The following is a 25,936-nucleotide window of genomic DNA, read 5'->3' as shown; positions in this document are numbered from 1 at the left end:
GAAGTTTCCACACATTTTTATTATTAATAAATTCTTAGTTAGCTAAAGTAGCATTCAAAGTAATCTCAAAGTTGAAAGCTGCGCTTACCGGGCATCCTTCTTCAGCGATTTTAGCATATTTTTGAAATTCTTCTTCTGAAATTCCCGGAACTTTTGCTGTTAAAGTCAATTCAGATTTTGTGATTTTCCCGATGTTCGGGTCTAAAGTGATTACAGATTTTGTAGTTAATTCTTCCGGAGTAAAACCTGCCTGAGAAAGTTCTGCGCTCAGCTTCATGGTGAAACATCCTGCATGAGCTGCTGCCAGTAATTCTTCAGGATTTGTCCCGACTCCGTCAGCAAAACGGCTGTTGAAAGAATATTGAGTCTGGTTTAAAGTTGTGCTTTGAGTAGTGATGTGTCCGTTTCCTTCTTTGATGGTACCGTTCCAAACGGCTGTTGCGTTACGTTTCATAATTGCTTTATTTTTTAGTTGTTATGTTGTTTGTTTTTGATGTTACAAAGATATATCGGTTATTGTTTTAAATAAATAGATAAAAAGACTTAAATATTGTACTTTTTTCCCGAAGCGTAATTTTTTTTGAAATTTGAAGGAGTACTTCCTATTTTATTGGTGAAAAGACGGTTGAAATAAGCCGGATCTTCATAGCCCAGGTCATAGGCAATCTCTTTTACGGGCTTATCTGTGTAGAATAAGAGCCTTTTGGCTTCCAGAAGAATCCTGTTGATGATAAACTGATTGGGAGATTCCAGGTTTAAGCTTTTAAATTTATGAGTCAGTGTTTTTGGAGCGAGATGGAGGAGGTCTGCGTAATCTGCCACATTGTGTTTGTTTCTGAAATGAATTTCAAGATGCCTGCTGAAATCCCGGAAAATATCCATTTCGCTGCCGGGAATTTTGATAGTGTCATTGTCAAGATTTTGCTTCTTCCATTTTCTGGTGGCACGGATGATGATCTGCTTCACATAAGTACGGATCATTTCTTCGGCGGAGGAATCTTTTGATTCCAGCTCATCTTTTATGTTTTGAAATAAATTTTTAATGATGTCGGTTTCATCGGAATTCATCTCTACAAAAGGAATTTCAAAGACATTATGAAAGAGAAGCCCGTCACAGGCCACTTCTTTATCATGAATCTGGATGCAGTAAAAGTCACGGTTGTAGTATAAAAGTACGGCTTCCTCTTGTCCTTTTTCTACTTTCAGATGCTGATTGGTAAGAAAAAACAGAGTGGGTTTAGTAGTTGTAAAATGATTAAAATCCACGGAGAGCTCATAACCGGCAGGAATAAAAAATACTTTAATATCATATCTGAATTTATTTCCATTAATTATTTCAAAGTTTTTATCTGAAAAAAATTCAAGGCCGAGCTTTTTATAATTATCCTCAAAAATAAGCGGGTGTGGCATGCATTTACTTTAGTTTAAAGATACAAAAAAGCATGGTTTCTTTAACATTAAATTATTGAAACCATGCCTTTTTAATTTGAAAATTTGAGAATGAAATAATTTGAAAATCACTCAAGCTTTAAAACTCTCAAACACTCAAACCTAAAAAATAACATCCAAACCAACGTAAATATTCGCTTTCATAATCGGCGCATACACCATTCCTCCATCAAAATAATTCCCGAAAGGATTTTTGAAATCTACAATGGCATTTTTCTGATAGTAGGAAGTAAGATTTTCACCACCAACGTACGCTCTGATCTTTTTGTTGAAATTCCTTGAAATCTGAGCATTCAAGACGGCATAAGATTCGGAATATGCAGGCAGTTGAAATTCTTCCGGATTTGCAGAAGTGTTCGGAAGCCTTTGTTTTCCTACCCAATTCAATGTGGTGTCAAAACTCCAGAATCCGCCTTTATCATTTTTATTAGTAGCATAAGCAAGGTTCACAAAACCTCTGTTCTTCGCCATGAAAGGAACTTCACGTCTTCCGTCCATATAATCTGCCTGAACATCATAGTATTTATAGGCTAATCTTACATCGAAATTCTTAAAAGGAGAAAAATCCCACTGCGTCTGGAAAGAATTGGCGAAAGATTTTCCTTCTAAATTATAAAAAACCAGTTGCTGAGGTGATCTGTCCAGGTCCACCAATACCTGATTCTGAAAATCTGTCCTGAAAAAATCTGCTACAACGGTAGATTTTCTTCCGAAAAGCTTGAACTCCTGCTGTAAGCTTACACCATAATTCCAAGCAATTTCTGGCTTCAGGCCATAGATATTTCCGCCGTTCTGCAAAATCTGGATTGATCTGTTTGATGCAAAATACTGCTGGCTTTCCGCAAAGACATTTGCCGTTCTGAAGCCTCTTCCCGCAGAAAGTCTTAAGATGGTTTGTGGAGTAATATCATATTTAAAATTCATTCTTGGGGTAAACTGTGTCCCTGCAAGGTTATGAAAATCAACTCTTGCGCCTGCAACCAAAGTGTATTTTAACCCTGTTAATGTATATTCTGCAAAAACTCCGGGAACAATTTCGTTTCTTTTTATATTGTCTTTTAAATAGGTTTCCTCATAAGCGTCATACAAAAAGCTCGCTCCGGCTTTATATTTATAGTTTGTATTTCCTAAAATATTTTCAAAAATTAGATTTGAATAATAAGTATGCTGTTTTCCGGCGTAATTTCTAAGTCCGAAAAAACTGTCCTGCTGATGGTAAGTGTACTGATTCATCCAGCCAAGGCTCTGGTAAGGCTTTCCTTTAAAAACATAACCTGTTTTATTCCAAACCTGAAATCTTGAAATATCAATTCCGACTCCGTAAAGAGACTGTTCCTTCTGGCTCAGGTTTTTATCATAACCCATTTGGCCGGAAGTTCTTTCATCACGTATAAAATTAATTCCAAAATGTGAACCTAACCCGGAATGATCTAAATCATTGAAATTTAATAGATAAGCAGCGTTTAGCTGAGTTCCTTTCAGTCTGTCAAGAAAACCGTCATCATTCATATCCGTGTCCCCGAAAGTTCCGTTTCCATGCAATAAAAATGTCTGTGTCCAGTGTTGATTAATTGCTTCTACATGGGTAATATTCGCTTCGGCTCTTCCGTTAAAATCCGAAAAAATATTTAAAGATGTTTCAGACTTTTCAGCATGCTTTAATAATTCTGTATTAATCTGTCCGGTAATACTTTCGTAGCCGTTGGTAACAGTGCTTCCGCCTTTTGTAAGCTGAATGCCTTCAATCCATCTCCCCGGAATAAAATTCAATCCGTAAGCAGAAGCCAGACCTCGGATTTCGGGTAATAATTCTTTTGTAAGGCTTGTATATTTTTGGTCTAAACCTAACATTTTCAGCTGTTTTGATCCTGTAACGGCATTGCTAAACGATACATCAACGGTTGCATTGGTTTCAAAGCTTTCAGATAAATTACAGCAGGCTGCTTTTAACAATTCTTTTTTATCGATATTAAAAATGAGTCCGGCATCTTTTTTATTTAAAGAAGTTGAGGCTTTTCCGCCGGTTACGGTCACGCCCTCAATAGATTTCTCATTGTGATTATGCTCGTCTTCTTTATTTGAAGCTGAGTTTTCGGTGTGTACTGCATGATCAGACTGTTCATTTTCCTCGAAATGAACTTTAGGATTAGCTTCCCCAAAAGGAATTTCCCTGTCATACAGGCAGCATGAAGGAAGGTTTTTATACGTACTGTCATTTGATTTGTACTTTTCATTATCATGTCCCACATCCGCAATTTTCTTTAAAATTTTGCCTGATGAGGTTTTTGCAGGATCAAAATCAAGCGTAACCATTTGCTTTTCCGCATTCCATTCCGCTGAGTCTGCACCAGCATCTTTTGCTGCTTTTTCTATTCTTGCCTTACAAGATCCGCAGTTGCCTTTTACATAAAACTCATTGTCTTCTTTTGAATGATTTTGATGAGCTTCTGCAGCTTTTGCAGGAGTTTCTCTTTCATAATGACAGCATCCGGGAAGCTTTTCATAGCTTTCATCAGTTGCTTTAAACTTTTCATTGTCATGACCTGCTTCGGCGACTTTTTTTAATATTTCGTCCGTGGAAATAGCTGGGTCGGTTTCTAAGGTTAATATTTGTGAATCAACTGAATATCTTGCTTCTTTAGCACCGGCTTTTTTCGCTGTACTTTCGATTCTTTCTTTACACATATCACAGTTTCCTTTTACTTTAAACTGGTTTTTAGAAAGATTTTGGGCAAAAAATAATTGTGCAGATAATATAAATATGCCAAGAATAATCCTGGAAATATATGATTTCATTTTTGTTTAAAATTTAGATTAATTTAATTTAGCGTAACAATATAACAATCTGATAATCTACCAATTATTATACTGGTAAACTGATACATCGTTACATTTTGTTTAATTAACCTAATTTCGGCGGCTGCCAGATTTCTTTTAAACGATCTGAAATATAGGGATCTGAATATTGAAATTGTAAATTTTTATTGGCTTTATAGTAGGAAAGCTCCAGGTTGGTGCTTTTTGAAAATGGAGTTTCTATAAAAGTGTAGCATGTCATGCAGAAAGAACAGCAATCATCATTGCATGAGGAAGACTTTGATTTTCCGTCGTGCTTTGAAGGAGTATTTTTATGATCTTTATCGCAGCAGCTGGTCTCAGAGCTGGATTTGCAGCAGTTTTCCTGCATATTTTGAGCATAGAAATTATCTTTGGGAGTCAGAAGGAGACCCAAACAGAAAACAATTGCTATGATCTGAAATAATTTCATGCGTGCAAAAATACAAAATTATGGCAAAGGTTCACCTACTTTCACACCACAATTATGCCATGGTTCACCGTGTGCCGGGTTTAGTTTTGGCTTTTCACCTGTAGGGGCGGGCGTAGGAGCCGGTGCTGGTGTATTTTGGGCAATAGTCTGAGCGGGCTGTGGCTGAGGTGCAGGTTTGCTGTTAAGGGGCTGTCCAACAGGGATGTCACATCTGTGTCCGGGTTCTCCATGCGGAGGATTCATGCCCGGCGCTGTTTTTACCGTTTTTGCTTTTCCGTTTTTATCAACAGAGAATTTTCCCGGCTGAAGAGCGTTCGGGTCAATTTGAATAGTTTGGCCCTGATTAGCATTCACGGTTACATTTTGACTTCCTGGTTTCGCAGGTTGTGCCGGTGCAGAATTTAATGGCTGTCCAACAGGGATATCACATCTGTGGCCCGGCTGTCCGTGTGGAGGATTCATTCCGGGAGCTGTGGCTGCAGGTGCTGCCGCATTTTGTGTCGGTTGAATTCCGGCCTGGTCGAGAATAGAAGGTTTGGGTGTATTATTTACCGCAACTGCAGGCTGTTGAACGCCGGCTTCTTCCGTTAAATACGTTGGTCTTTCATCTTTTTTGCAGGAAACGGTAACTATAGAGATGGCAAGAATGCCTAAAAATGTCGTCTTCATATCTTTTGCTATGAAACAAAATTAGCAAAACATTTTCAATTGTTTTGCTAATTTTACATTTATAATGTTTTTTTAGAATTAATTCTTAACTAAAAGCCTGAATCCTTCCCCATGAACATTGATAATTTCCAACCCTTCATCGTCTTTTAACAGTTTTCGAAGTTTTGCAATATAAACGTCCATACTTCTTGCGGTAAAGTAATTTTCTTTCTTCCAGATTTTTCTTAAGGCAAGATCTCTTGGCATAAAATCATTTCTGTGAATGCAAAGAAGTTTAAGTAATTCATTTTCTTTTGGAGAAAGTTTGTATTCATTATCACCTACTCTCAATTGTCTAAGCATAGAGTCAAAGAAAATATTGCTGATCTTGAACTGCTCCTGTTCTTCATTTTCCAAAGTAGAGCTTCTTTGAAGAATTGCTTTGATTTTGTATAAAAGCAGCTCAGTATCAAATGGTTTTGTGATATAATCGTCTGCTCCTAATTGATATCCTTTCAGTATATCTTCTCTCATGTTTCTTGCTGTGAGAAAAATAATTGGAGTATTTTTATCTATTTTTTTAACGTCTTCAGCTAATGAAAATCCGTCTTTTTTAGGCATCATAACATCGAAAATGCAGATATCGAATTCATTTTCTGTAAATTCTTTTAATCCCTGTTCACCATCTGTGGCAAGAGTAACTTCGAAATTATTTATCGTTAAATAATCCTTCAGCACTGCCCCGAAACTCTGGTCGTCTTCTACTAATAATATTCTGTTGCTCATAGTTTTTAACTAATTAAATTAATAATTGAGAATGAACACGGTCACTCTTCTCTTCTATATTTTGTTTTGGTTAATATCTTTTTTATCATCTATTACATCGGAAGCTTGATTGTAAACGTACTTCCTTTATCTTTATAAGAATCCACTAAAATCTGGCCTTTATGGAGCTCTACGATTTTTTTAACGTAAGAAAGCCCTAATCCCTGTCCTTTTACATTGTGGATATTCCCCGTTTCTTCGCGGAAAAACTTCTCAAAAATTTTGGTTTTATTGTGGGTTTCCATTCCCATTCCTTTATCTGAAACTTCTATTACATAATAATGTCCTTCGTTTTTTGTCCTGATTGTAATTTCAGGAGCTTCCGGAGAATATTTATTAGCATTATCCAGAAGGTTTACCAGCATATTCGAGATGTGGAATTCATCTATTTTGAAGATGTAATTCGTAGCGTTAAACTCCTGATTAAGCACTCCGTTTCTCTGCTGGACAATTAGATTAAAAGATTCCGTCGTCTTTTTTATAAGCTCTCTTACATTGGTTTCTTTTAAAAATAATTTTACCTCATTACGCTCCATTTTTGACATGTTCAAAACATTTTCCACCTGCTTTTTCATCCTCAGATTCTCCTGCTTTATCAGTTCGGAATAATATTTTACCTTATCCGGATTGGTGGCTATTTTATCATTGGCCAAAGAATCCGTTGCCACAGAAATGGTTGCAAGCGGAGTCTTAAACTCGTGAGACATATTGTTGATGAAGTCGGTTTTTACTTCCGCAAGTTTCTTTTGCCTCATCATATAATTAATGGAAATAATATAAATCCCCAAAATGGTAAGCAGTGAAAGGAAAGTTCCCAGCAGCATCGGCCAGTTGTTCATCGCCAGAGAATATTCTTTTTTTGGGAAAACCAGAGCAAGACTGTATAACGTTCTTTCTTTTTTATCCGTGAAAAGGGGATAGCTGTATGTATTGTTATCCTTTTTCTCTTTGTAATCTTTACTTACAACGCTGGTAAGATTATTATTTTTATCGATAATTCCATAACCGAATTTGGCTGAAATACCTCTTATTCTCAGTTCTTTAGCAATAACGGAATCCAGAACTTTTGGATTTACTCTTTTGGTAATGGGGATGTTGTTTCCTAAGATTTTTGCATATTCTCTTAGATAAAAATCACCATTTTCTAAATCACGATTTATATCTGTAGTTAAAAGCTCATGATTGGTAGTATCTCTTTTTATGGTGTAAGCCGCTTCATCGGTATATAACTTTGTCAGGGTGATAGAATCTCCTTTTTTAGAAATCGGAAGCTGGCTTTTTTCAATGATGTTTTTTGAATAAATAATCTGTCTTTGTGTCCCGGAATCTTCCACCTGCTGAATGGTAGTAAGGGAAGGCTGCTTGCTGTTTGCAAGAATATTGTTCCGGAAATCTTTATTTTCAATATTCAAATATTTATCAACCTCAATTTCGCCAATGTTTTTAGCGGTACCTTCAAGCGCAGAATATACTTTGGAAGAAAAATCCTGTTCCAGTGCACCATAATAATTCTTCAGCCAATAAAATTGGAGCGTAACAAAGACAATCAGTGAGATCGTCATAAACACCGAAATTATTGGGATGAACTTATTATTCATTTACTTTATTTTATGAGTTTTTTAAAAATGTGAATGTTAAAATTAATTATTTTAAGACTTCATGAACAAAAAACGAGCCAAAAAATTGTATAATTTTTCTTAAAAGACTGTTTTTTAACATTTTTTTACAAATTCAGATTACTTGTCATATGAAAAGATGTACTTAAAAATAATGGTTTAGCTTTGTTTTAAACAAAATATCATTATGGAATCTACTATCATTTTTAACAAAGATTTTAATTCAAAAAGTGTTTATGTAATGAAAATTTATGACGCTGACGTATCAAAAGTATGGGATTATTTTACAAAAGCTGAGCTTCTGGATCAATGGTGGGCACCAAAGCCATGGAAATGTGAAACATCAAGACAGAATTTCAAAGAAAACGGAGAATGGCTGTATTCAATGGTTGGTCCGGAAGGAGAAAGGCATTATGCAAAAGTAGTTTATGGTGAAATCATGGAACACAGAAGTTTTGACGGGACAGATTCTTTTTGCGATAAGGATGGGAATATTAATGAAGATTTTGGGCAGTCAAAATGGCTTATCGATTTCACAGGTGTGGATGAAGGAACGAAAGTAACGGTTAATATTCACTTTCAGTCAATAGAAGCGATGAACCAGCAGATTGAGATGGGATTTGAAGAGGGTTTTAAAACTGGGCTTAATCAGCTAGAAGAGATTTTAAAGGGCTAACACGAATAACACTATCGTATTTTATTAATAGGAACGGGCTTTAGCCCGTTTTTTAATTTAAGACAAATGCATTTAGCTTTAGCCAAAACTTAATAGTAAAAATACTTTTAATAACCTATTTAATTCAAAACAAAAATGGAGAGTAAAGCTTACCTTCCATTTTTATTTATAAAATTCAAAAAATTTCAATTATCTATTTTTAAATTAACTCTTCATCCTGAAAATACTGAATAATTGCCTTTTTCATCAGGATTTGCTGTTCATTTGGTTTCAGTTCCGGAAGTTCTTCCATTTGATCAAAGTGCGGATATCCGTCATCATCATAATGCGAAAATTTGTAATATCCAAAAGGCTCCAATAATCTGCAGACTGCAATATGGATTAGATTCACTTTGTCATCTTTCGTATATTTCTGTTGACCGCTGCCCAGTTCCTGAAGCCCGATAAGAAACAAATAAGTCTCAATAGGAGCGTCTTTTTCAGTATCAAAATTCTCAATAAAAAACTGTTGTACTTTCTGCCAATATTCCGCTTCGTTCATCATAATTTGTAAATGATAGAATTTATTATAAACTCATTTAATGTGTGTTTGTCATTCCGTAGAAATCCCTGCTGTTAAGTAAAGTCAAAGCTTAGATTTCTACGGAATTACAAAGTTGAATAATTATTTTTTATCAATCATAAGTAAAAATGCATATTCCAGCGCATCTTCCTTCAATGATTCAAATCTTCCGCTTGCGCCGCCATGTCCTGCGCTCATATCTGTTTTGAAAATTAAAATATTATCGTCAGTTTTTAATTCTCTTAGTTTTGCAGTCCATTTTGCGGGTTCCCAATATTGCACTTGAGAATCATGTAATCCGGTTGCAATCAATAGGTTTGGGTAGTTCTTGGCTTCTACGTTATCATACGGAGAATATTCTTTCATATAATGATAGTATTCTTCATCGTTTGGATTTCCCCATTCATCATATTCTCCTGTAGTTAAGGGAATTGTCTCATCCAGCATCGTTGTAACAACGTCTACAAAAGGAACCTGCGCCACTATGCCGTTGAATAATTCCGGTTCATAATTCATCACGGCTCCCACCAAAAGTCCTCCGGCGCTTCCACCCATTCCGTAAAGGTGTTTTGCGGAAGTATAATTTTCTTTAACCAAATATTTCCCGGCATCAATAAAATCAAAGAACGTATTTTTCTTAAACAGCATTTTTCCGTCTTCATACCATTCTCTTCCAAGATATTCGCCGCCGCGGATGTGGGCAATAGCATAGATAAAACCCCTATCCAGAATAGACAGTCTTACATTGGAGAAACTGGCATCAACAGTGTGTCCATAGCTTCCGTAACCGTACAAAAGTAAGGGTGTGTCTACCGATCTTTTTGTATCCTTATGATAAACCAGAGAAATTGGGATTTTTGTTTCCCCGTCTCTGGAATCTGCCCAGATTCTTTCTGAAATATAATTCTCCGGTAAAAATTTTCCACCTAAAACTTCCTGCTGTTTCAGGAGAGTAGTGGTTTTTTCCTTCATGTGGTACTCGTAAGTGGAGCTTGGCTGTGTTAATGATGTGTAGCCATAGCGTAAAATTTCGGTGTCAAATTCAAGGTTAACTCCAATATAAGCGGTATAAGTAGGATCTGAAAAAGCTAAATAATGGGATTCCTGGGTCTTTTCGTCAATAATTTTTATTTGCAATAAACCTTCTTCACGCTCTTCAAGAACAAGATAATTTTTAAAAATTTCGAACCCTTCCAATAAAACTTTTTCACGATGAGGAATAACATCCACCCAGTTTTCCATCCCGCAATTATTGATTTTTGTTTTTACAATCTTAAAATTGGTAGCATCGTCTGCATTGGTGATAATGTAAAATTCATCCTCATAATGTTCTACTGAGTATTCCAGGTCATCAATTCTTGGCTGAATGATCGTCCAGTCTGCAAAAACATCATCCGAAGGAATAAATCTATGCTCATCAGAAATTGTGCTTGAACTCGCGATGAAAATATATTCCAGCGATTTTGTTTTAAAAACATTGACATCAAAAGTTTCATCTTTTTCATGGAAAATCAAAACATCTTCTGCGGTATCTGTTCCCAGTTTATGTCTGTAAACCTGGAATGCTCTCAGGCTCTCGTCTTTTTTTATGTAAAAAATGTGTTCATTATCATTGGCCCAGACTGCTTTTCCGGTGGTATTAGGGATTTTATCGGGGAGGACTTCTCCTGTTTTGAGGTTTTTGAAATTGATGGTATAAATTCTGCGGCTTACATTATCACTTGAAAATGAAGCTAATTCATTATTCGGAGCCACCGCAACGCTTCCTACTTCGAAATAGCTTTCGCCTTCTGCAAGAATGTTTACATCCAGTATAACTTCCTCCTCGTTGCTGAGGCTTTGATATCTCCTGCAGAAAATAGGATATTCTTTTCCTTCCTCGTAGCGTACGATATACCAGTATTCATTAAAAAAATAAGGAATAGATTCGTCATCTTTCTTGTATCGGGCTTTCATTTCTTCGAAGAGCTCTTCCTGCAGCTGTTCCGTATCTTTCATTACAAAATCAGCATAGGCATTTTCTTCTTCCAGATATTTAATGACTTCGGGGTTTTCCCTTTCGTTGAGCCAGAAATAATTGTCAACCCTTTTATCTCCGTGTATTTCTAGTATTTTTTCTATTTTTTTTGCCTTTGGAGCTTCCATTCAATGTTAATTCTTGTTCAAATTTACTTAAAAAAAAACCATCTTTCCTTATTCGAAAAGACGGTTGCTTTATATTTTAGATTAAAATCTACTTGTGAAGGGCTTTAATGTATTTTTCCAGTGCCATTGTCATGGATGGAGTTTCTTTTGTAGGAGCCATTAAATCCACTTTTAATCCGGCTTCTTCGGCGGCAGCCAGAGTAGTTGTCCCGAAAACACCGATTTTTGTTTCATCCTGCTTGAAGTCCGGAAAATTTTGCTGTAATGACTTTATTCCCTGCGGGCTGAAGAAAATCAGCATGTCATAATCCTTTACATTAATATCGGTAAGATCGCTGCAAACGGTTCTGTACATGATAGCTCTGGTCCAGTCTACATTCGAGGCTTCCATGGTTTTCACAATATCCGGGCTCAGAACGTCTGAAGACGGCAGCAGATATTTTTCCGTCGGAAATTTCTTGAAAAGAGGAAGCAGGTCAGAAAAGTTTTTCTCTCCGAAGCTGATTTTTCTTTTTCTGTAAACAATATGTTTTTGAAGATAATTCGCGATGGCCTCAGACTGGCAGATATACCTCATGGTATCTGGCACGGCAAACCTAAGCTCTTCCGCTAATCTGAAATAATGATCAATCGCATTCTTACTCGTGAAAATAATTCCGGTATATTGCGTAAGATCTATCTTCTGAGTTCTTAATTCTTTGTTGTCAACTCCTTCGACGTGGATAAAAGGACGGAAATCAATCTTTATTTTTTCCTTCTTCGCAATTTCCAGATACGGAGACGACTCACTAGGGGCTGGTTGAGATACCAATATAGACTTTATTCTCATCATTGACAGTTATTAAAAAAATAATAATTTCCAAAGCAGCAAAAGTGGTGTTATTTGGAGGGTGCAAATATACAAAAATTTATAATACCATTTTTCAGGTAAGATGTTGTTCTTGTGAAATAAATAGAAAAAAATCTTGAAAATAAATACAAATACGAAGAAGTATAAGTAATACAAAAACATTTTATTTCTGTCGATCGGGAAATAATAGTGGGTTACACATAAAATTATCAATAAAAAAGACAGGATAAAATAAAATTTTGTAGAGGTAAAATAAAAAATAGACCATTTTTTGCCATCACCAATACTTTGGTAAAATAAAAAGCCCAAGCTGGTTTTTGTAAAATAAAAAAATACAATAGCCAGCAGGCTGAACCCGAATTTATTCAGCTGGTACCCAAAAACTTCCAGATCCGCAATAAATTTCGGAACAATAGGAATGTATTGCGATACCAGAACTGCAAGGCTCAGAGTCGTAACACAGGACGTGATTACCCAGCTTGGCAGGTTATTGCTTGCGTCAAAATACTTTTGAAGCAGAAAATCTTTCAGATTGGCCTCTCTCTCCACGATATTCATCATGAACAGGTATAAAAAGATGCAGCCCAGCAATATAAAGACCACCCAATCATTATTCTCAGGTATTCTTATATGATTTGTAATGTTTTGTGATAACGGCAACGGAATTTTTTTGCAAAATTATAGATTATTTTGTATAAAATAAAAAGGTTAAATAAACTATCTTTGCAAACTGAAATGAAAAAGCTCGTCATCATTCCCACTTACAACGAAAAGGAAAATATAGAAAATATTATTTCCGCAGTTTTTGCGTTAGAAGATGACTTTCATATTTTAGTAGTGGATGATACTTCTCCGGATGGAACGGCGGAAGTGGTAAAGGACCTTCAGAAAAAGTTTCCACACCATTTGCATCTGTCTGTAAGGCATACCAAAGACGGTTTGGGGAAGGCCTATATTCATGGATTTAAATGGGCCATTGAGAATAGATATGATTATATTTTTGAAATGGATGCCGATTTTTCTCACAACCCGAATGATCTGCCTAAACTTTTTGAAGCTTGCTTGAATGCAGATATGGCTATCGGTTCAAGATATTCAAAGGGGGTAAATGTTGTCAATTGGCCTATGGGAAGGGTTTTGCTCTCCTATTTTGCCTCAAAATATGTAAGATTCGTTTTAGGGTTACCGATTCATGACACGACGGCAGGTTTTGTCTGCTTTTCAAGAAAAGTATTGGAAGAGATCGGGTTAGATAATGTAAGATTGAAAGGCTACGGATTTCAGATTGAAATGAAATTCAGAGCTTTTAAAAAGGGATTCAGAATTGTAGAGGTACCTATTATTTTTACGAACAGAATCTTGGGAGAAAGCAAAATGAATGGCGGAATCATTCATGAAGCGGTTTTTGGAGTTTTAAATTTAAAATGGAAATCTATAATCAACAGACTATAAAATTAACTGATGAAAAAGCTGATCTTCATTTTCGTTTTGATGCTTGTAGTTTCCTGTAGAGGAGATTATATTGATAAGCCTAAAAATCTGATCCCGAAAGATCAGATGGCAGAAATTCTTGCCGATCTGGCTATTAATGATCAGGCAACATTCATGTATCCGAATTCCAATCTGGAAGCAGGAACAAGATTCGTTCTGAAAACGCATAATGTAAAGCCAAATGATTTTACGGAAAGCTTTAAATATTATGTAATCAAGCAAAAAATGAACGAGATTGCAGAAGATGCACAGAAAATAGTACTGGAAAAGGATCCGAAAGCGGATCAATATGTAAAGGATAAGCTGAAGAAGAATCAAAATTTACCGAATTTCGCAAGATAATTAAAGCAGGAAATTTTTCTGCAAATATAAACCGCGAACGGTGAAAAAAATATAAGAATGAAATTTTTTAATATAGAAAAAACCTCTGAAGGAAAGGCCAGGGCCGGAGAAATTACCTCAGACCACGGTAAAATCCAGACCCCGATTTTTATGCCTGTAGGAACTGTTGCCAGCGTAAAAACAGTTCACCAAAGAGAATTAAAAGAAGACATCAAAGCCCAGATTATTCTTGGGAACACCTATCATTTATACCTTCGTCCGGGCATGGAAACCATGCAGGAAGCGGGAGGATTGCATAAATTCATGAACTGGGATCTCCCGATTCTTACGGATTCAGGAGGGTTTCAGGTCTTTTCATTGGCCAGCAGCAGGAAAATGTCTGAAGAAGGAGCAAGATTTAAGTCTCATATCGACGGAAGTTATCACATGTTTTCCCCGGAAAAATCTATGGAAATTCAAAGACAGATCGGAGCCGATATTTTCATGGCTTTTGATGAATGTGTAGCCTATCCGTGCGAATACAATCAGGCAAAATCATCCATGGAGCTTACCCATCGCTGGCTAAAAAGATGCATCGAATGGACGGAGAATAACCCTGAATTATACGGCTACAAGCAAAGACTTTTCCCAATTGTACAGGGATCCACTTATTCGGATTTAAGAAAAATTTCTGCTGAAGTTATTGCAGAGGCAGGAGCTGAAGGAAATGCAATCGGCGGACTTTCGGTAGGAGAGCCGGAAGAGGAAATGTACAGGATTACCGATGAGGTTACCGATATTTTACCTAAAGAAAAGCCGAGATATTTAATGGGAGTCGGAACTCCTTGGAATATCCTGGAATCCATTGGTTTAGGGATTGATATGATGGATTGTGTAATGCCGACCAGAAATGCGAGAAACGCCATGCTTTTCACCTGGAAAGGGGTGATGAATCTTAAGAATGAAAAATGGAAAAAAGATTTTTCGCCTTTAGATGAGTTTGGAACAAGTTTCGTAGACAAAGAATATTCGAAAGCATATTTGAGACATTTATTCGTTTCTAAGGAATATTTAGCAAAACAAATCGCTTCAATTCATAACTTAGCTTTTTATTTGGATTTAGTAAAATTAGCCAGAGAACATATCATTGCGGGAGATTTTTATGAATGGAAAAAATCTGTGGTGCCTGTTCTCAGACAAAGACTTTAAAATATTTTTATGTTAAAGATTATAGACAGATACATTGTAAGAAAATACCTTGGAACCTTTAGTTTCATGCTTGTCTTGCTGTCTATAGTGGTCCTTGTGATCGATGTTCAGCAGAAAATCCCCAGGATTGAAAATGCCACAGCCATTGATCCGAAGCTTAACCTTACCTATTTCCTCACCCATTTTTATCCTTTCTGGATTGTGAATCTGGTAATGACATTCCTTTCGATTTTGGTGTTCATTTCCGTGATTTATTTCACTTCCAGAATGGCAAATAATACTGAAATTGTGGCTGTTATCAGTAGCGGAGCCAGCTTTCACAGGTTTGCAAGACCATATTTGATCACGTCATTGTTTATTGCGGCTATTTCGTTGATTGTCAATCATTTTGTATTGCCTTGGGCGAATATTCAAAAAAACCAGCTGGAAGCCTATACATACAACGCAACAAATAAGGAGAAAATGCTCGGAACAGCTCCTGCATCTGCACAATTGAGCAAAACGGAGTATATTTTCGTTAATTCATGGAATAAAAGAGAAAAAAGAGGTTCAGGTTTCGTATATCAGAAGTTTGATAAAAACAGGAAAATGCTGTATGAATTAAAGGCTTCCGATGTGAATTGGGATAAGGATAAAAAACAGTTTGTCCTGAATTCTTACACAGAAAAAACAATCAATAAAAACGATACAGAAAAGCTGGCAAATGGTTTTGATCTAAAGAAAAGCTTCGGGCACGATCCTGAAGAGCTTTTCCCGAATGAGCTTCTGGGGCAGAACAAAACAACACCCGAGCTGTTGAAATTCATCAAAAGAGAAACAGAAAAAGGAAACAGCAACCTCAATGCCCACCTGAATGAGTTGCATCAAAGGACCTCAATGCCTGTTTCTATTGTTATTTTAACGTTCCTGGCGCTTTCCCTTTCTTCACAGAAAAAACGGGGAGGGTTGGGGATTAACTTAGCATTGGGGATTTCGTTGGCTTTCGTGTTTGTATTCTCGTTTGAAGCTTTAAAAGTAGTCTCAGAAAATAAAAGCATGTCACCGGCATTGGCTATGTGGTTCCCGAATATCGTATTTTTCCCACTGGCAGCCTACCTGTATCTCAAAAGAGCAAATCAGTAAAGCAGTTTTATTTCTTTGTGATAAAAAGACCGCAAACCATCTTCAAATTCTATCCAGAGTTCACCATTTTCATCTGCTTTTCGGATGATGCCATTTTGGCGCGTTTTATCAAGCTCAAACACAGAAACTTCATCTTTTTTAAATAAATAAGTATTAAAAAGATTCATAATTTCATGATTTGAAGGGATGTTTTTTAATCTTTCGATGAGAAAATCGTTAAGGTTTAAAGCGAATTCTTCAAGGTCAAATTTTATCCCGGTCTGCGTAAACAGTGATCCGGCATTGGAAATTTCATCAAATTCTTCCTGAAGAACATTCAAGCCAGCTCCGATAATAAAATAGTTGTTTTGATTAATTTTTTTCTTCTCAATTAGAATTCCGACGATTTTTTTATTTTTGAGGATAATGTCGTTCGGCCACTTTATTTTTACGTCCTTTTCAGTCAATTTGGCAAGATAATCCCTGATTACGATTGCGGTATAATAATTGAACATAAAATCTGAAAGCGTAAAGTTTTGGGTCTTTACAGCCAGAGTGTAGGCTAAATTTTTTTCAGCACTGGATGACCACGTATTTCCGTACTGTCCGCGGCCTTTGGTTTGATTGAATGTATACAATGTTACAAAATCTGAATTTTCATAAAGTAAAAACTTTGAAATTTCGTCATTAGTAGAAGAGCATTCCTTCAGGTAGAATAGTTGACTCATTTAAGAAAACTTTAAGACTTTCGGGAGCCAAAAGTAAGGCTAAAGTAAAAGAAAAACAATAAATTTGCAGATTATAGTATTTTTTAATGAATAAAACAGCAGAAAAACAAGAATTATTAGATAAAATCGTTGAGGCAATTCAAGATGTAAAGGGTGAAGATATTATGATCTTTGATCTTTCAAACATTGAAAACTCTGTAGCTGAGACGTTTGTAATATGTAGCGGGAATTCCAACACACAAGTTGCTGCACTGGCAGGAAGTGTTGAGAAGAAAGTGAGAAACGAACTAAAAGAAAGACCTTGGCACGTAGAAGGTACCGAAAACGCAATGTGGGTTTTGGTAGATTACGTTTCAGTGGTGGTTCACATTTTCCAGAAACAGGTACGGGAGTACTACGATATAGAAGAACTTTGGGGTGACGCAGTTATTACAAAGGTTGAAAATGAATTTTAATTTTAAAAAGTATAAATGAACAATAAAGGATTTAACTGGTTTTTTCCTATCATGATTGTAGCTCTTTTGCTATTCTTCGCATCCAATTTTTTTGGTGACAGCAGTGCAAAGACTATAGATGAAGACGGTTTCTTTAGAGAAATGCAGGCAGGAAAAGTTCAGAACATTATAATTTATAAAGATACAGAAAAGGCTGATGTGTTTCTTACACAGGCTGCAAAAACGGCAACGGTTGCAAAAACCAAGGAAAATGATCCGCTTTCTGCATTCTCTATGACTCCACAGGCAGATTTTACTGTAAAATATGGAGATCTTCAGCTTTTCCTTCAAAAATTTGATCAGATAAGAGCAACAAATCCGGCAATTAAAACAACCAAAGATTACGGTGCAGGGAAAAGTCCTTTTATGGATATCTTAGTTTCTGCATTGATCTGGATTGCTATTTTAGGGTTATTCTATTTCCTTCTTTTCAGAAAGATGGGCGGTGGCGGAGGTCCCGGCGGACAAATTTTCTCTATCGGAAAATCTAAAGCTAAGCTTTTCGACGAAAAAGAAAGAATTCAGGTGACATTTAAAGATGTTGCAGGTTTGGAAGGAGCTAAAGAAGAGGTTCAGGAAGTAGTAGATTTCTTGAAGAACTCAGAAAAATATACAAAGCTGGGAGGTAAAATTCCTAAAGGTGTACTTTTGGTAGGGCCTCCGGGAACTGGTAAAACGTTATTGGCAAAAGCTGTAGCGGGTGAAGCTAAAGTTCCTTTCTTCTCGCTTTCAGGTTCAGATTTTGTGGAAATGTTTGTGGGAGTAGGTGCTTCAAGAGTAAGAGACCTTTTTGCCCAGGCTAAAGCTAAATCTCCTGCAATTATCTTCATTGATGAGATTGATGCCATCGGACGTGCAAGAGGAAAAAATAATTTCTCAGGCGGAAACGACGAAAGAGAAAATACATTGAACCAGTTGTTAACCGAAATGGACGGTTTCGGAACGGATACTAACGTAATTGTAATGGCTGCGACTAACAGAGCTGATATTTTAGATAAAGCTTTAATGAGAGCCGGGCGTTTTGACCGTTCAATCTATGTAGACCTTCCGGAATTACATGAAAGAAGACAGATTTTTGATGTTCACCTGAAAAAAATCAAGCTTGATGATACGGTTGACAGAGAGTTCCTGGCAAAACAGACTCCCGGATTCAGTGGAGCAGATATTGCGAATGTTTGTAACGAAGCGGCTTTAATTGCAGCAAGAAACAATCATACATCAGTAAATAAGCAGGATTTCCTTGATGCTGTAGACAGAATCATCGGTGGTCTTGAAAAGAAAAATAAAGCGATTAAGCCTTCGGAAAAAAGAAGAGTAGCTTATCACGAAGCGGGACACGCTACAATTTCATGGCTGGTAGAGCATGCTTCACCGCTATTGAAAGTAACAATTGTACCGAGAGGACGTTCTTTAGGGGCAGCCTGGTATTTACCTGAAGAAAGGCAATTGACGACTACAGAACAAATGTTAGACGAATTATGTGCAACATTAGGTGGTAGAGCTGCAGAACAGGTGATATTTAACAATATTTCTACAGGAGCGCTTTCAGATTTGGAAAGTGTTACGAAGAGAGCTCAGGCTATGGTTACAATCTATGGATTGAGCCCGAATATTGGAAATATCTCTTATTATGACAGCTCAGGACAGGCTGAATACAATTTTGGAAAACCTTATTCCGAAGAAACAGCTAAGAAAATTGATGTTGAAATTAAAGGAATTATCGAAACTCAATACGAAAGAGCAATTCAGATTTTAACGGAAAATAAGGACAAGCTTGATGCTTTGGCGAATAAACTATTAGAAAAAGAAGTAATTTTCCGTGAAGATTTAGAAGAAGTATTCGGAAAAAGAGCATGGGATCCGGAACTTACGGAAAAACCGGTTACCAATACAATTCCTACGATTGGAGAAATTGGAGAGCCCATCGTAATCAAAGACAAAGAAAAGGAAGAAGAAAGTGAAATTCAGGCTCCTGAAAGCCCGACTCAACTTTAATATTACTTTTAAAACAATAATAAAAACCTGGCAATTCCAAAATTGTCAGGTTTTTTCATATTTATCGGCATGTTTTTGGATTCTTATGTAATTAATTTTATATTTTTGTATAAAGTTGATTAAAAATTAATTGAGTTGAATTTATTCAAGAGGATTGTAAGCAAACTTACCAACCAGCCTGAAGAAGAAGAAAAACAGAGCTTGGAGAAACTCGGGGATTCGTTGAAAAATGCGGATCTCGACTATAAATTTGCCCAATTGTTCACGCATTCGGGCGGTTTTTTTAATTACTGTGCAGATGAGGCGGAAGCTTTACAGACGCTGAATCAGATTATCAAAATAGAAGGGATTCAAAATCTTTTCTGCTGGGACAAGGATCTTCAGAATTTTTTGAATGTAGTAAAGTCTCCTTACACTCCGGAATTGCAGACGGCAAATGATGCCGCATTCATCACCTGCGAATATCTTATCGCTTACGATGGAAGGATCATGCTTTCCCATAATAATATTCTTCATTATCATTCTTCGAGGCTTCCGAATAAAATTATCATCATGGCCAATGTTTCACAAATCGTGAATAATCTGAATGATGCCATGGGTAAGATAAAAAGAAACGGGAATATTAAAAATCTCACGTCAATAAGCGGAGGGCAGTCGAAGCTCGATACATCTTCGAATACAAATACGAAACTGTTTTTATTGCTGCTTGAAGATTAAGCATCAACTTTTAAATTTAAAATTTTGGACAAAAATCTCATTCAAAGAACCCTTTCAGGCATTGTTTACGTAGCAGTCATTATTCTTTGTACCACTCCGCTCGGAGCACAGCTTATCAACAGCATTTCGCCGGGTCTTGTAAAGCAGGAATATTTATACTACGGGTTAATTACGCTTTTGCTGGGTGTAGGTTCCTGGGAATGCTTCAAAATAATGAAGTTTGGAAACGGTTACGAAAGGTGGGCTGTTTTTCCTCTGATTGCGTTTATCTTTTACATTTTTTCCAAAAGATACTTCTATTTTGATTTCTTTTTTGATTTTAGAATAAGCGAAATATTGGCGATGGCTCTCATTGTAATCGCTGTTGTTACTTTATTTAAATATCCGAACGAATTGTATTTCGACAGCGGAAAACTGATCTTTACTGTTATTTATGTGGCTCTACCGTTCAGTTTTGCATTGGGCCTGCCTAAATTTTCAAGGTTTGATGACAGGTTTTCGCTCGAGGTTCTGTTTTTATTTATATTAATCTGGAGCAGTGATACTTTTGCCTACCTTACCGGGAAATTCTTCGGAAAACATAAAATGGCTCCCAAAATCTCTCCTAAAAAGACTTGGGAAGGATATATTGGTGGAGTTGTACTGACCTTGGTTTTATCCTATTTTGTAGAACACTATCATCCTGATCTTCGCGGAAACTGGATGGTTGTAGGCTTTTTGGTGGCTGCATTTGCTCCTGTGGGAGATCTTGTGGAAAGCCAGCTGAAAAGAAATTTTGGGGTAAAAGACAGCGGAAACATCATTCCGGGGCATGGTGGAGTTTTAGACAGGCTGGACAGTTTTTTAATCTGCGTTCCTGTCGTATATTTGTACTTTATTTTAGAAAAATTTATTTAATCTCATGAAATTACACAGAGAATCTAAAGGAACGATTACCGTAGCAACCATACTTTTCATCATATTAGGTGCGTTGGCTATTTATTTTCTAGAAATGTGGTCATTGGTGATCATCCTGCCTTTATTGGTGGTTTACAGCCTGGTATTCTGGTTCTTCCGGGTTCCGGACCGTGATATTCAGGAGCACAGGGAAAACGTTATCGCTCCGGTAGATGGAAAAGTGGTGATGATAAAAGAAGTGGAAGAAGATGAATTCATTAAAGGAAAAGCGATCCAGGTTTCTATTTTTATGTCTCCGCTGAATGTTCACATCTGCCGATATCCCGTTTCAGGAAAGGTTATTTACAAAAAATACCATCCGGGAAAATATCTTGTGGCCTGGCATGAAAAATCTTCTACTGAGAATGAGAGAACAACGGTTGCCGTGGAAAGTTTAACCAATCATAAAGTGGTTTTCAGACAGATTGCAGGATATGTTGCAAGAAGAATTGTTTTCTATTGTAATGAAGGTGATGACGCAAAAGCAGGACATGAATTCGGTTTCATTAAATTCGGTTCCAGAATGGATGTTTTTCTGCCTTTAGATACAGAAATTATCTGCAAAATCGGAGATATTACAAAAGGTGGTCTGGATGTAATCGCGAGAATGAAAGATTAAGATTTAAATTAAAAATATTTTAAAGACTGTTTCGAGAGAGATGGTCTTTTTTATTTAAACATAAATTGAGCGAATATTTTTCACGAATAAACACAAAAATTATGATATAAATTTAAACACAGTATTTCCATCAATAGGAACGGGCTTTAGCCCGTTTAGCAATTAAACCCAATCAATTGGCTTTAGCCAAAACTTATAGTTAGGCCCTAATAAACTGTTTTACTTCATTTATCAGCCCTAAAATAAGATCCATCGGCAGATCCTCTTCCATGTCAATTAAAAGAATTTTAAACTTCTTTCTGCCTTCCTGAAGCAGCAATGGATGGTACAGCCGGTCACCGTGGTAAAAGCTTACGTAATGTTTCTTGTATTTTTTGCTGTAATACAAATAACACAGCATTTTCTTTTTGTACTTGAAAAAAGGTAATCCGAAGCTCAGCGTTTCTGTAATATTTTCTGTATCGGATTCCAGGATTTTTTTGCGTAAAAAAAGAAGAGTACTTCTATTAGGCTCTTCAATTCTGTAGAAATACTCTTGTATTGGATTCATTTTTAAATTTTATTACTTTACTGCAAGAACTCCTAGCTTCTTACTTCCAGCTTCCAGCTCTTAAATTTAGTCAAAATTCTGAAGTTCAACCAGCTTATGATACATTCCTCTTTTTGCGATAAGGTCGTGGTGGGTTCCCTGTTCTACAATGTCGCCCTTTTCCATTACTACGATCCAGTCGGCCTTCTGAATGGTTGAAAGACGGTGGGCAATCACCAGAGAGGTTCTGTTTTCCATCATTTTTTCCAACGCATCCTGCACAAACCTTTCTGATTCTGTATCCAAAGCAGAAGTTGCTTCGTCCAAAATCATGATCGGTGGATTTTTCAATACAGCTCTTGCGATAGAAACTCTCTGTTTCTGACCTCCGGAAAGCTTCCCGCCATCATCCCCGATATTAGAATCATAACCTTCAGGAAGATTAGTAATGAACGAATCTGCATTGGCAATCTTTGCGGCTGCAATTACTTCTTCCCTCGTTGCATCTGGTTTCCCCATCAGGATATTATTGTAAACGGAATCATTGAATAAAACGGATTCCTGCGTTACCATTCCCAGAAGCTGTCGGTATTCTTTTAACTTTAAACTTTTAATATTAGTCCCGTCAATAAGGATTTCACCTTCCGAAACATCATAAAACCTGGCCAAAAGGTTCGCTATTGTAGTTTTCCCGCTTCCACTTTGCCCTACAAGAGCAACGGTTTTACCTTTTGGAATCGTTAAAGAGAAGTTTTTAAGAATCGTATGGTCTTTATCATAATAAAAACCGATATTATTAAATTCAATCTGATTATTAAGAGTAGAAATCTCAACAGGACTGGCCACTTCATCAATTTTTACATCGGCATCAAGAATATCCAAAACCCTTTCCAGAGAAGCTTCACCTTTCTGAACATTGGAAATAGAGGTTGACAAGCTTTTTGCAGGCGGCAGAATCTGGAAGAACATTCCCAGGAAAACAAGGAAGTCAGCAGGAGAAATGGATTGTTCCACAATGATCTGTTTTCCTCCGTACCAGGCAATAATTAAGAATGTAATAGATCCTAAAAATTCGCTCATTGGGGAGGCCAGCTCTTTTTTTCTTCCCAAGCTGATGGAGCTGTTGATCCATTTTTGCATGGATTGTGAGAATCTGTTGCCCATGATTTTTTCAGCATTAAAAATCTTGATCACTTTTGAAGACTTCAAGGTTTCATCTACAATGGAAAATATGGTTCCCATCTCGTGCTGGGCTTCATGAGAGTCTTTTTTCAGGCTTTTTCCTACTAATGCGATCATGGTTCCCATTACAGGCAGTACAAGTAGTGAAAATAGCGTCATTTCCGGGCTCAAAAAGAATAAAGTCACCAATGTGCTGATCAGCATAAACGGTGCATTAATCAATTCGATAAGGCTTCCCAGAATATTACCCTCAACTTCTCCCACGTCATTGGACATACGGGACATCAGATCGCCCTTTCTGCGTTCTGTAAAAAATGAAACAGGAAGAGAAAGTATTTTATTGTACATCGCGCCGCGAAGGTCTTTTGTAACCCCAACACGATAATTTATAAGCAGGAAAGATCCCAGATATCTGAAAAGATTTCTCAGTAAAAACATAAAAGCAGTGACAATACAAAGCCACGCCAGGACATTCAATGCGCCATGCTCAGTAACCAAAGTCTGAACATAATAATTGGAATATTCTTTCAGGTATTTAAAAAAGTCAACCACCTCACCAGAATAAACCGGTGCAGTTTCATATTTTTCAGGCTTAATGGTCCCGAAAAGCATTCCCAAAACCGGCAGAATAGTTCCTAAAGAAGCAATCTGAAACACAGAATACATAATGTTGAAAAATAAACTTCCGTAAATATATTTTCTATGAGGCCTTGCGAACTTTAGTATTTTAAGATATTGATTCATTCAATGAAAAAATTGGATAGCAAAATTACGTAATTTAAATGATAAGACGTTTTTAATAGTCTTTTACTTTGTCTTAATATGTTTGATTTCAGACGGATTTGTTACATCTTTCAGACAATAAAATTCAGAATTTTGCCCAACAGCAATAAAAAACCACCAAAAATGGTGGCTTTGCGTTATGATTAAAAATTTATTAAAATTTCACTTTCTCATTATATTTCGGAGCAAAATTCTTTGGGGTAAGTTTTTCCAAAGTCTTTCCGAAATTATTGACAATCTGTGTCATATTATCAAAATCAACGATATTCACATCATCACTTTCATTATGATAATGAGAGGCTTTCGTCATGTCGACCGTTGAAAAAGAGTGGGCAATAATTTTCTTTTTTACAAAGCTTACATTATCCGAACGGTAAAATAATTGTTGGGCCGCGTAAGGATCAGGATTTACTTTTAATCCGTTCGCAGCATTTTGATTGAATAATTCATCTAAATCCGAAAACTCGTCACCGGTCATAAACAAAGCATTCTTCCCAAATGCAGACTCTGTAGCCACCATTTCAAAATTGAAAAGAGCGGTCATATTTTTGTAAATTTTATCTAAATTCTTGTCCTGAGAAATAGCTCTTGAGCCCAACATTCCTTTTTCTTCACCATTAAATGCCATAAAAACCATGGAAAAATCAAGGGTTTTATTTTTTAAATAATCTGCAATTCCCACTAAGGTTGTGATTCCGCTGGCGTCATCATCGGCTCCGTTGTAAATGTTGTCTTTAGGATTATTGCTCGTTCCAATGTGATCAAAATGTCCTGAAAAGCCAAGATATTTATCTGTTTTTCCTTTTTTAACTCCACAAACATTGTAAGCTGTTTTTCCTTTATAATCAAATGGAACCAAATAAGAATTTCCTGTACAGTATTCCAGGTTGTTTTCTTTAAAAAGCTTTGCAATATAATGGGCTGCATTGTCATTTTCAGCAGTTCCGATCTCGCGGCCTTTCATCTCATCAGAAGCCAGTGTGGAAATCACAGTTTTAATTCTTTCTTTTGAAACTTCCTGTGCGAAAGAGAAAAAGGAAAACAGTGAAAAGGTAAGGTAGGTTAGTTTTTTCATTAAATTTAAATTTATAATAATCTGTCGCAGTTTAAACGGAAATGTTGCATTTAAATTTTATTTACCACGGATTTTCACAGATTCTTGTGCTTTATCAAAATTTCACCTGATTTCATTGATAATTTCGCATAGTTAAGCGAATAAATAAACATAAACATCTGTGAAAATCCGTGCAATCTGTGGGAGATTAAAAACAAAAACAGCTCCCAAAAGGAAGCCGTTTCACTCAAAAAATCGTTGTAAGGTTATCGAAGTCTGTCCACAGATTTTACGAGCCTTTCATCTTTCCTGATATAAATGTTTGCTATAAGCAGACAGATAATCGCAATTAATGAAAAAACCGGCTCAATACCCTTCTCAGGAAACTGAATTCCTCCGGATAATTTTAGTAACCAGTACATCAATACACCAATCAACAAAGCGTTTATAATAATGCTGATCGTATTCAGCAAAATTTGTCTTTTTCTGTTTTTAAAGCTGAAAATACTTAGCAATCCAACTAAAACAAGCGCCACACAGGCAATATTAATCACAGGAAAACTATCTGAAAAGATAACATCCTGCGCTGTAACAAACAGAAACACAGCAGCCAAAACTGCCAAAAAAGTCCATATAGTCTGTATTCTTTGTAACATTGAATATTAAATTCTACGCAAAAGTAGCATAAATTTTGCACAATTCAAAAATAAGTGTAGATTTGCATTATACGAATGCACT

The 25,936-nt window shown here is 36.4% G+C and carries 26 protein-coding genes; 10 read left to right on the top strand and 16 right to left on the bottom strand.

All coding sequences use genetic code 11. The features are described from left to right. Positions 1 to 34 precede the first annotated feature (34 nt). The 7 genes from H560_RS0113185 to H560_RS0113155 all read right to left on the bottom strand — a co-directional run bounded on the left by H560_RS0113185 (position 35) and on the right by H560_RS0113155 (position 7,788). A complete protein-coding gene (locus H560_RS0113185) occupies positions 35 to 454 on the bottom strand; it encodes an OsmC family protein (RefSeq protein ID WP_027380482.1) in 420 nt (139 codons plus the stop codon). A gap of 89 nt (positions 455 to 543) precedes the next feature. Beyond that, the gene (locus tag H560_RS0113180) at positions 544 to 1,410 is read right to left on the bottom strand and encodes a helix-turn-helix domain-containing protein (RefSeq protein WP_027380481.1); all 867 of its coding nucleotides are present in this window, start codon (positions 1,408 to 1,410) and stop codon (positions 544 to 546) included. Between the two features lie 141 nt (positions 1,411 to 1,551). Continuing rightward, positions 1,552 to 4,245 carry a TonB-dependent receptor domain-containing protein gene (locus H560_RS0113175; protein WP_027380480.1) on the bottom strand — a complete coding sequence of 898 codons (2,694 nt, stop codon included), beginning with the start codon at positions 4,243 to 4,245 and terminating at the stop codon, positions 1,552 to 1,554. A 106-nt stretch (positions 4,246 to 4,351) separates the two neighbouring features. Beyond that, entirely contained in the window at positions 4,352 to 4,717 is a 366-nt protein-coding gene (locus H560_RS0113170; RefSeq protein WP_027380479.1) for a hypothetical protein, read from the bottom strand. Positions 4,718 to 4,735: 18 nt separating this feature from the next. Beyond that, entirely contained in the window at positions 4,736 to 5,386 is a 651-nt protein-coding gene (locus H560_RS0113165) for a hypothetical protein (protein ID WP_027380478.1), read from the bottom strand. Positions 5,387 to 5,464: 78 nt separating this feature from the next. Next, positions 5,465 to 6,151: a response regulator transcription factor gene (locus H560_RS0113160; RefSeq protein ID WP_027380477.1), complete on the bottom strand. Its 687-nt coding sequence runs from the start codon at positions 6,149 to 6,151 to the stop codon at positions 5,465 to 5,467. 92 nt (positions 6,152 to 6,243) lie between these two features. Beyond that, entirely contained in the window at positions 6,244 to 7,788 is a 1,545-nt protein-coding gene (locus H560_RS0113155) for a sensor histidine kinase (RefSeq protein WP_027380476.1), read from the bottom strand. Between the two features lie 205 nt (positions 7,789 to 7,993). Between H560_RS0113155 and H560_RS0113150 the strand changes: the two genes are divergently transcribed. Next, a complete protein-coding gene (locus H560_RS0113150; RefSeq protein WP_027380475.1) occupies positions 7,994 to 8,482 on the top strand; it encodes an SRPBCC family protein in 489 nt (162 codons plus the stop codon). Positions 8,483 to 8,681: 199 nt separating this feature from the next. On the opposite strand, the gene H560_RS0113145 is transcribed toward H560_RS0113150, so the two are convergent. The 4 genes from H560_RS0113145 to H560_RS0113130 all read right to left on the bottom strand — a co-directional run bounded on the left by H560_RS0113145 (position 8,682) and on the right by H560_RS0113130 (position 12,699). Continuing rightward, positions 8,682 to 9,026, bottom strand: a complete 345-nt coding sequence (locus tag H560_RS0113145; protein WP_027380474.1) for a hypothetical protein — start codon at positions 9,024 to 9,026, stop codon at positions 8,682 to 8,684. 120 nt (positions 9,027 to 9,146) lie between these two features. Beyond that, positions 9,147 to 11,189 carry a S9 family peptidase gene (locus H560_RS0113140; RefSeq protein ID WP_027380473.1) on the bottom strand — a complete coding sequence of 681 codons (2,043 nt, stop codon included), beginning with the start codon at positions 11,187 to 11,189 and terminating at the stop codon, positions 9,147 to 9,149. Positions 11,190 to 11,277: 88 nt separating this feature from the next. Next, entirely contained in the window at positions 11,278 to 12,018 is a 741-nt protein-coding gene (locus H560_RS0113135; protein WP_034752887.1) for a uroporphyrinogen-III synthase, read from the bottom strand. Between the two features lie 12 nt (positions 12,019 to 12,030). Continuing rightward, on the bottom strand, positions 12,031 to 12,699 hold the full coding sequence (locus H560_RS0113130) for a DUF4271 domain-containing protein (RefSeq protein ID WP_027380471.1): 669 nt from the start codon (positions 12,697 to 12,699) through the stop codon (positions 12,031 to 12,033). A gap of 75 nt (positions 12,700 to 12,774) precedes the next feature. On the opposite strand from H560_RS0113130, the gene H560_RS0113125 reads away from it, so the two are divergent. The 4 genes from H560_RS0113125 to H560_RS0113110 are packed head-to-tail and all read left to right on the top strand — an operon-like array spanning position 12,775 to position 16,182. Then, complete coding sequence (locus H560_RS0113125) at positions 12,775 to 13,491, top strand: polyprenol monophosphomannose synthase (RefSeq protein WP_027380470.1); 717 nt, start codon at positions 12,775 to 12,777, stop codon at positions 13,489 to 13,491. A 9-nt stretch (positions 13,492 to 13,500) separates the two neighbouring features. Further along, the gene (locus tag H560_RS0113120; RefSeq protein ID WP_027380469.1) at positions 13,501 to 13,872 is read left to right on the top strand and encodes a DUF4296 domain-containing protein; all 372 of its coding nucleotides are present in this window, start codon (positions 13,501 to 13,503) and stop codon (positions 13,870 to 13,872) included. 57 nt (positions 13,873 to 13,929) lie between these two features. Beyond that, positions 13,930 to 15,060, top strand: coding sequence for a tRNA guanosine(34) transglycosylase Tgt (tgt, locus tag H560_RS0113115; RefSeq protein WP_027380468.1), 1,131 nt, complete (start codon positions 13,930 to 13,932; stop codon positions 15,058 to 15,060). A gap of 9 nt (positions 15,061 to 15,069) precedes the next feature. Then, the gene (locus tag H560_RS0113110) at positions 15,070 to 16,182 is read left to right on the top strand and encodes an LptF/LptG family permease (RefSeq protein ID WP_027380467.1); all 1,113 of its coding nucleotides are present in this window, start codon (positions 15,070 to 15,072) and stop codon (positions 16,180 to 16,182) included. On the opposite strand, the gene H560_RS0113105 is transcribed toward H560_RS0113110, so the two are convergent. Further along, positions 16,176 to 16,889 (bottom strand): biotin--[acetyl-CoA-carboxylase] ligase, encoded by a 714-nt coding sequence (locus tag H560_RS0113105; RefSeq protein ID WP_027380466.1) that lies wholly within the window; start codon positions 16,887 to 16,889, stop codon positions 16,176 to 16,178. The genes H560_RS0113110 and H560_RS0113105 overlap by 7 nt on opposite strands. A gap of 86 nt (positions 16,890 to 16,975) precedes the next feature. Here H560_RS0113105 and rsfS point away from each other — a divergent pair, with 86 nt between their 5' ends. From rsfS to H560_RS0113080, 5 genes are all read left to right on the top strand, one after another. After that, on the top strand, positions 16,976 to 17,344 hold the full coding sequence (gene rsfS, locus H560_RS0113100; protein ID WP_027380465.1) for a ribosome silencing factor: 369 nt from the start codon (positions 16,976 to 16,978) through the stop codon (positions 17,342 to 17,344). Positions 17,345 to 17,359: 15 nt separating this feature from the next. Beyond that, the gene (ftsH, locus tag H560_RS0113095; RefSeq protein ID WP_027380464.1) at positions 17,360 to 19,378 is read left to right on the top strand and encodes an ATP-dependent zinc metalloprotease FtsH; all 2,019 of its coding nucleotides are present in this window, start codon (positions 17,360 to 17,362) and stop codon (positions 19,376 to 19,378) included. A gap of 135 nt (positions 19,379 to 19,513) precedes the next feature. Next, positions 19,514 to 20,095, top strand: a complete 582-nt coding sequence (locus H560_RS0113090; RefSeq protein WP_027380463.1) for an LUD domain-containing protein — start codon at positions 19,514 to 19,516, stop codon at positions 20,093 to 20,095. A 24-nt stretch (positions 20,096 to 20,119) separates the two neighbouring features. Continuing rightward, positions 20,120 to 20,992, top strand: a complete 873-nt coding sequence (locus tag H560_RS0113085) for a phosphatidate cytidylyltransferase (protein WP_027380462.1) — start codon at positions 20,120 to 20,122, stop codon at positions 20,990 to 20,992. 4 nt (positions 20,993 to 20,996) lie between these two features. Further along, positions 20,997 to 21,650 carry a phosphatidylserine decarboxylase family protein gene (locus tag H560_RS0113080; protein WP_027380461.1) on the top strand — a complete coding sequence of 218 codons (654 nt, stop codon included), beginning with the start codon at positions 20,997 to 20,999 and terminating at the stop codon, positions 21,648 to 21,650. 199 nt (positions 21,651 to 21,849) lie between these two features. On the opposite strand, the gene H560_RS0113075 is transcribed toward H560_RS0113080, so the two are convergent. The 4 genes from H560_RS0113075 to H560_RS0113060 all read right to left on the bottom strand — a co-directional run bounded on the left by H560_RS0113075 (position 21,850) and on the right by H560_RS0113060 (position 25,854). Continuing rightward, positions 21,850 to 22,200, bottom strand: coding sequence for a DUF1801 domain-containing protein (locus H560_RS0113075; RefSeq protein ID WP_027380460.1), 351 nt, complete (start codon positions 22,198 to 22,200; stop codon positions 21,850 to 21,852). 66 nt (positions 22,201 to 22,266) lie between these two features. Beyond that, positions 22,267 to 24,105: an ABC transporter ATP-binding protein gene (locus H560_RS0113070; protein ID WP_027380459.1), complete on the bottom strand. Its 1,839-nt coding sequence runs from the start codon at positions 24,103 to 24,105 to the stop codon at positions 22,267 to 22,269. Positions 24,106 to 24,298: 193 nt separating this feature from the next. Further along, positions 24,299 to 25,219: a M28 family peptidase gene (locus H560_RS0113065; RefSeq protein ID WP_027380458.1), complete on the bottom strand. Its 921-nt coding sequence runs from the start codon at positions 25,217 to 25,219 to the stop codon at positions 24,299 to 24,301. A 245-nt stretch (positions 25,220 to 25,464) separates the two neighbouring features. After that, on the bottom strand, positions 25,465 to 25,854 hold the full coding sequence (locus H560_RS0113060) for a DUF4293 family protein (protein WP_027380457.1): 390 nt from the start codon (positions 25,852 to 25,854) through the stop codon (positions 25,465 to 25,467). Positions 25,855 to 25,936: the final 82 nt, after the last annotated feature.

This window comes from Chryseobacterium daeguense DSM 19388 (assembly GCF_000430825.1).
Classification (GTDB): domain Bacteria; phylum Bacteroidota; class Bacteroidia; order Flavobacteriales; family Weeksellaceae; genus Chryseobacterium; species Chryseobacterium daeguense.
The sequence above is the reverse complement of the archived record's forward strand: the minus strand, read 5'-3'. Positions and strand labels throughout refer to the sequence as shown.

Coding starts and splice junctions, on each gene's coding strand:
- H560_RS0113180 (WP_027380481.1), bottom strand. CDS start 1,410: ATGCCACACCCGCTTATTTTTGAGGATAATTATAAAAAGCTCGGCCTT.
- H560_RS0113070 (WP_027380459.1), bottom strand. CDS start 24,105: ATGAATCAATATCTTAAAATACTAAAGTTCGCAAGGCCTCATAGAAAA.
- H560_RS0113150 (WP_027380475.1), top strand. CDS start 7,994: ATGGAATCTACTATCATTTTTAACAAAGATTTTAATTCAAAAAGTGTT.
- H560_RS0113080 (WP_027380461.1), top strand. CDS start 20,997: ATGAAATTACACAGAGAATCTAAAGGAACGATTACCGTAGCAACCATA.
- tgt (WP_027380468.1), top strand. CDS start 13,930: ATGAAATTTTTTAATATAGAAAAAACCTCTGAAGGAAAGGCCAGGGCC.
- H560_RS0113065 (WP_027380458.1), bottom strand. CDS start 25,219: ATGAAAAAACTAACCTACCTTACCTTTTCACTGTTTTCCTTTTTCTCT.
- H560_RS0113145 (WP_027380474.1), bottom strand. CDS start 9,026: ATGATGAACGAAGCGGAATATTGGCAGAAAGTACAACAGTTTTTTATT.
- H560_RS0113125 (WP_027380470.1), top strand. CDS start 12,775: ATGAAAAAGCTCGTCATCATTCCCACTTACAACGAAAAGGAAAATATA.
- H560_RS0113060 (WP_027380457.1), bottom strand. CDS start 25,854: ATGTTACAAAGAATACAGACTATATGGACTTTTTTGGCAGTTTTGGCT.
- H560_RS0113160 (WP_027380477.1), bottom strand. CDS start 6,151: ATGAGCAACAGAATATTATTAGTAGAAGACGACCAGAGTTTCGGGGCA.
- H560_RS0113165 (WP_027380478.1), bottom strand. CDS start 5,386: ATGAAGACGACATTTTTAGGCATTCTTGCCATCTCTATAGTTACCGTT.
- H560_RS0113110 (WP_027380467.1), top strand. CDS start 15,070: ATGTTAAAGATTATAGACAGATACATTGTAAGAAAATACCTTGGAACC.
- H560_RS0113135 (WP_034752887.1), bottom strand. CDS start 12,018: ATGAGAATAAAGTCTATATTGGTATCTCAACCAGCCCCTAGTGAGTCG.
- H560_RS0113175 (WP_027380480.1), bottom strand. CDS start 4,245: ATGAAATCATATATTTCCAGGATTATTCTTGGCATATTTATATTATCT.
- H560_RS0113170 (WP_027380479.1), bottom strand. CDS start 4,717: ATGAAATTATTTCAGATCATAGCAATTGTTTTCTGTTTGGGTCTCCTT.
- ftsH (WP_027380464.1), top strand. CDS start 17,360: ATGAACAATAAAGGATTTAACTGGTTTTTTCCTATCATGATTGTAGCT.
- H560_RS0113155 (WP_027380476.1), bottom strand. CDS start 7,788: ATGAATAATAAGTTCATCCCAATAATTTCGGTGTTTATGACGATCTCA.
- rsfS (WP_027380465.1), top strand. CDS start 16,976: ATGAATAAAACAGCAGAAAAACAAGAATTATTAGATAAAATCGTTGAG.
- H560_RS0113185 (WP_027380482.1), bottom strand. CDS start 454: ATGAAACGTAACGCAACAGCCGTTTGGAACGGTACCATCAAAGAAGGA.
- H560_RS0113120 (WP_027380469.1), top strand. CDS start 13,501: ATGAAAAAGCTGATCTTCATTTTCGTTTTGATGCTTGTAGTTTCCTGT.
- H560_RS0113140 (WP_027380473.1), bottom strand. CDS start 11,189: ATGGAAGCTCCAAAGGCAAAAAAAATAGAAAAAATACTAGAAATACAC.
- H560_RS0113075 (WP_027380460.1), bottom strand. CDS start 22,200: ATGAATCCAATACAAGAGTATTTCTACAGAATTGAAGAGCCTAATAGA.
- H560_RS0113105 (WP_027380466.1), bottom strand. CDS start 16,889: ATGAGTCAACTATTCTACCTGAAGGAATGCTCTTCTACTAATGACGAA.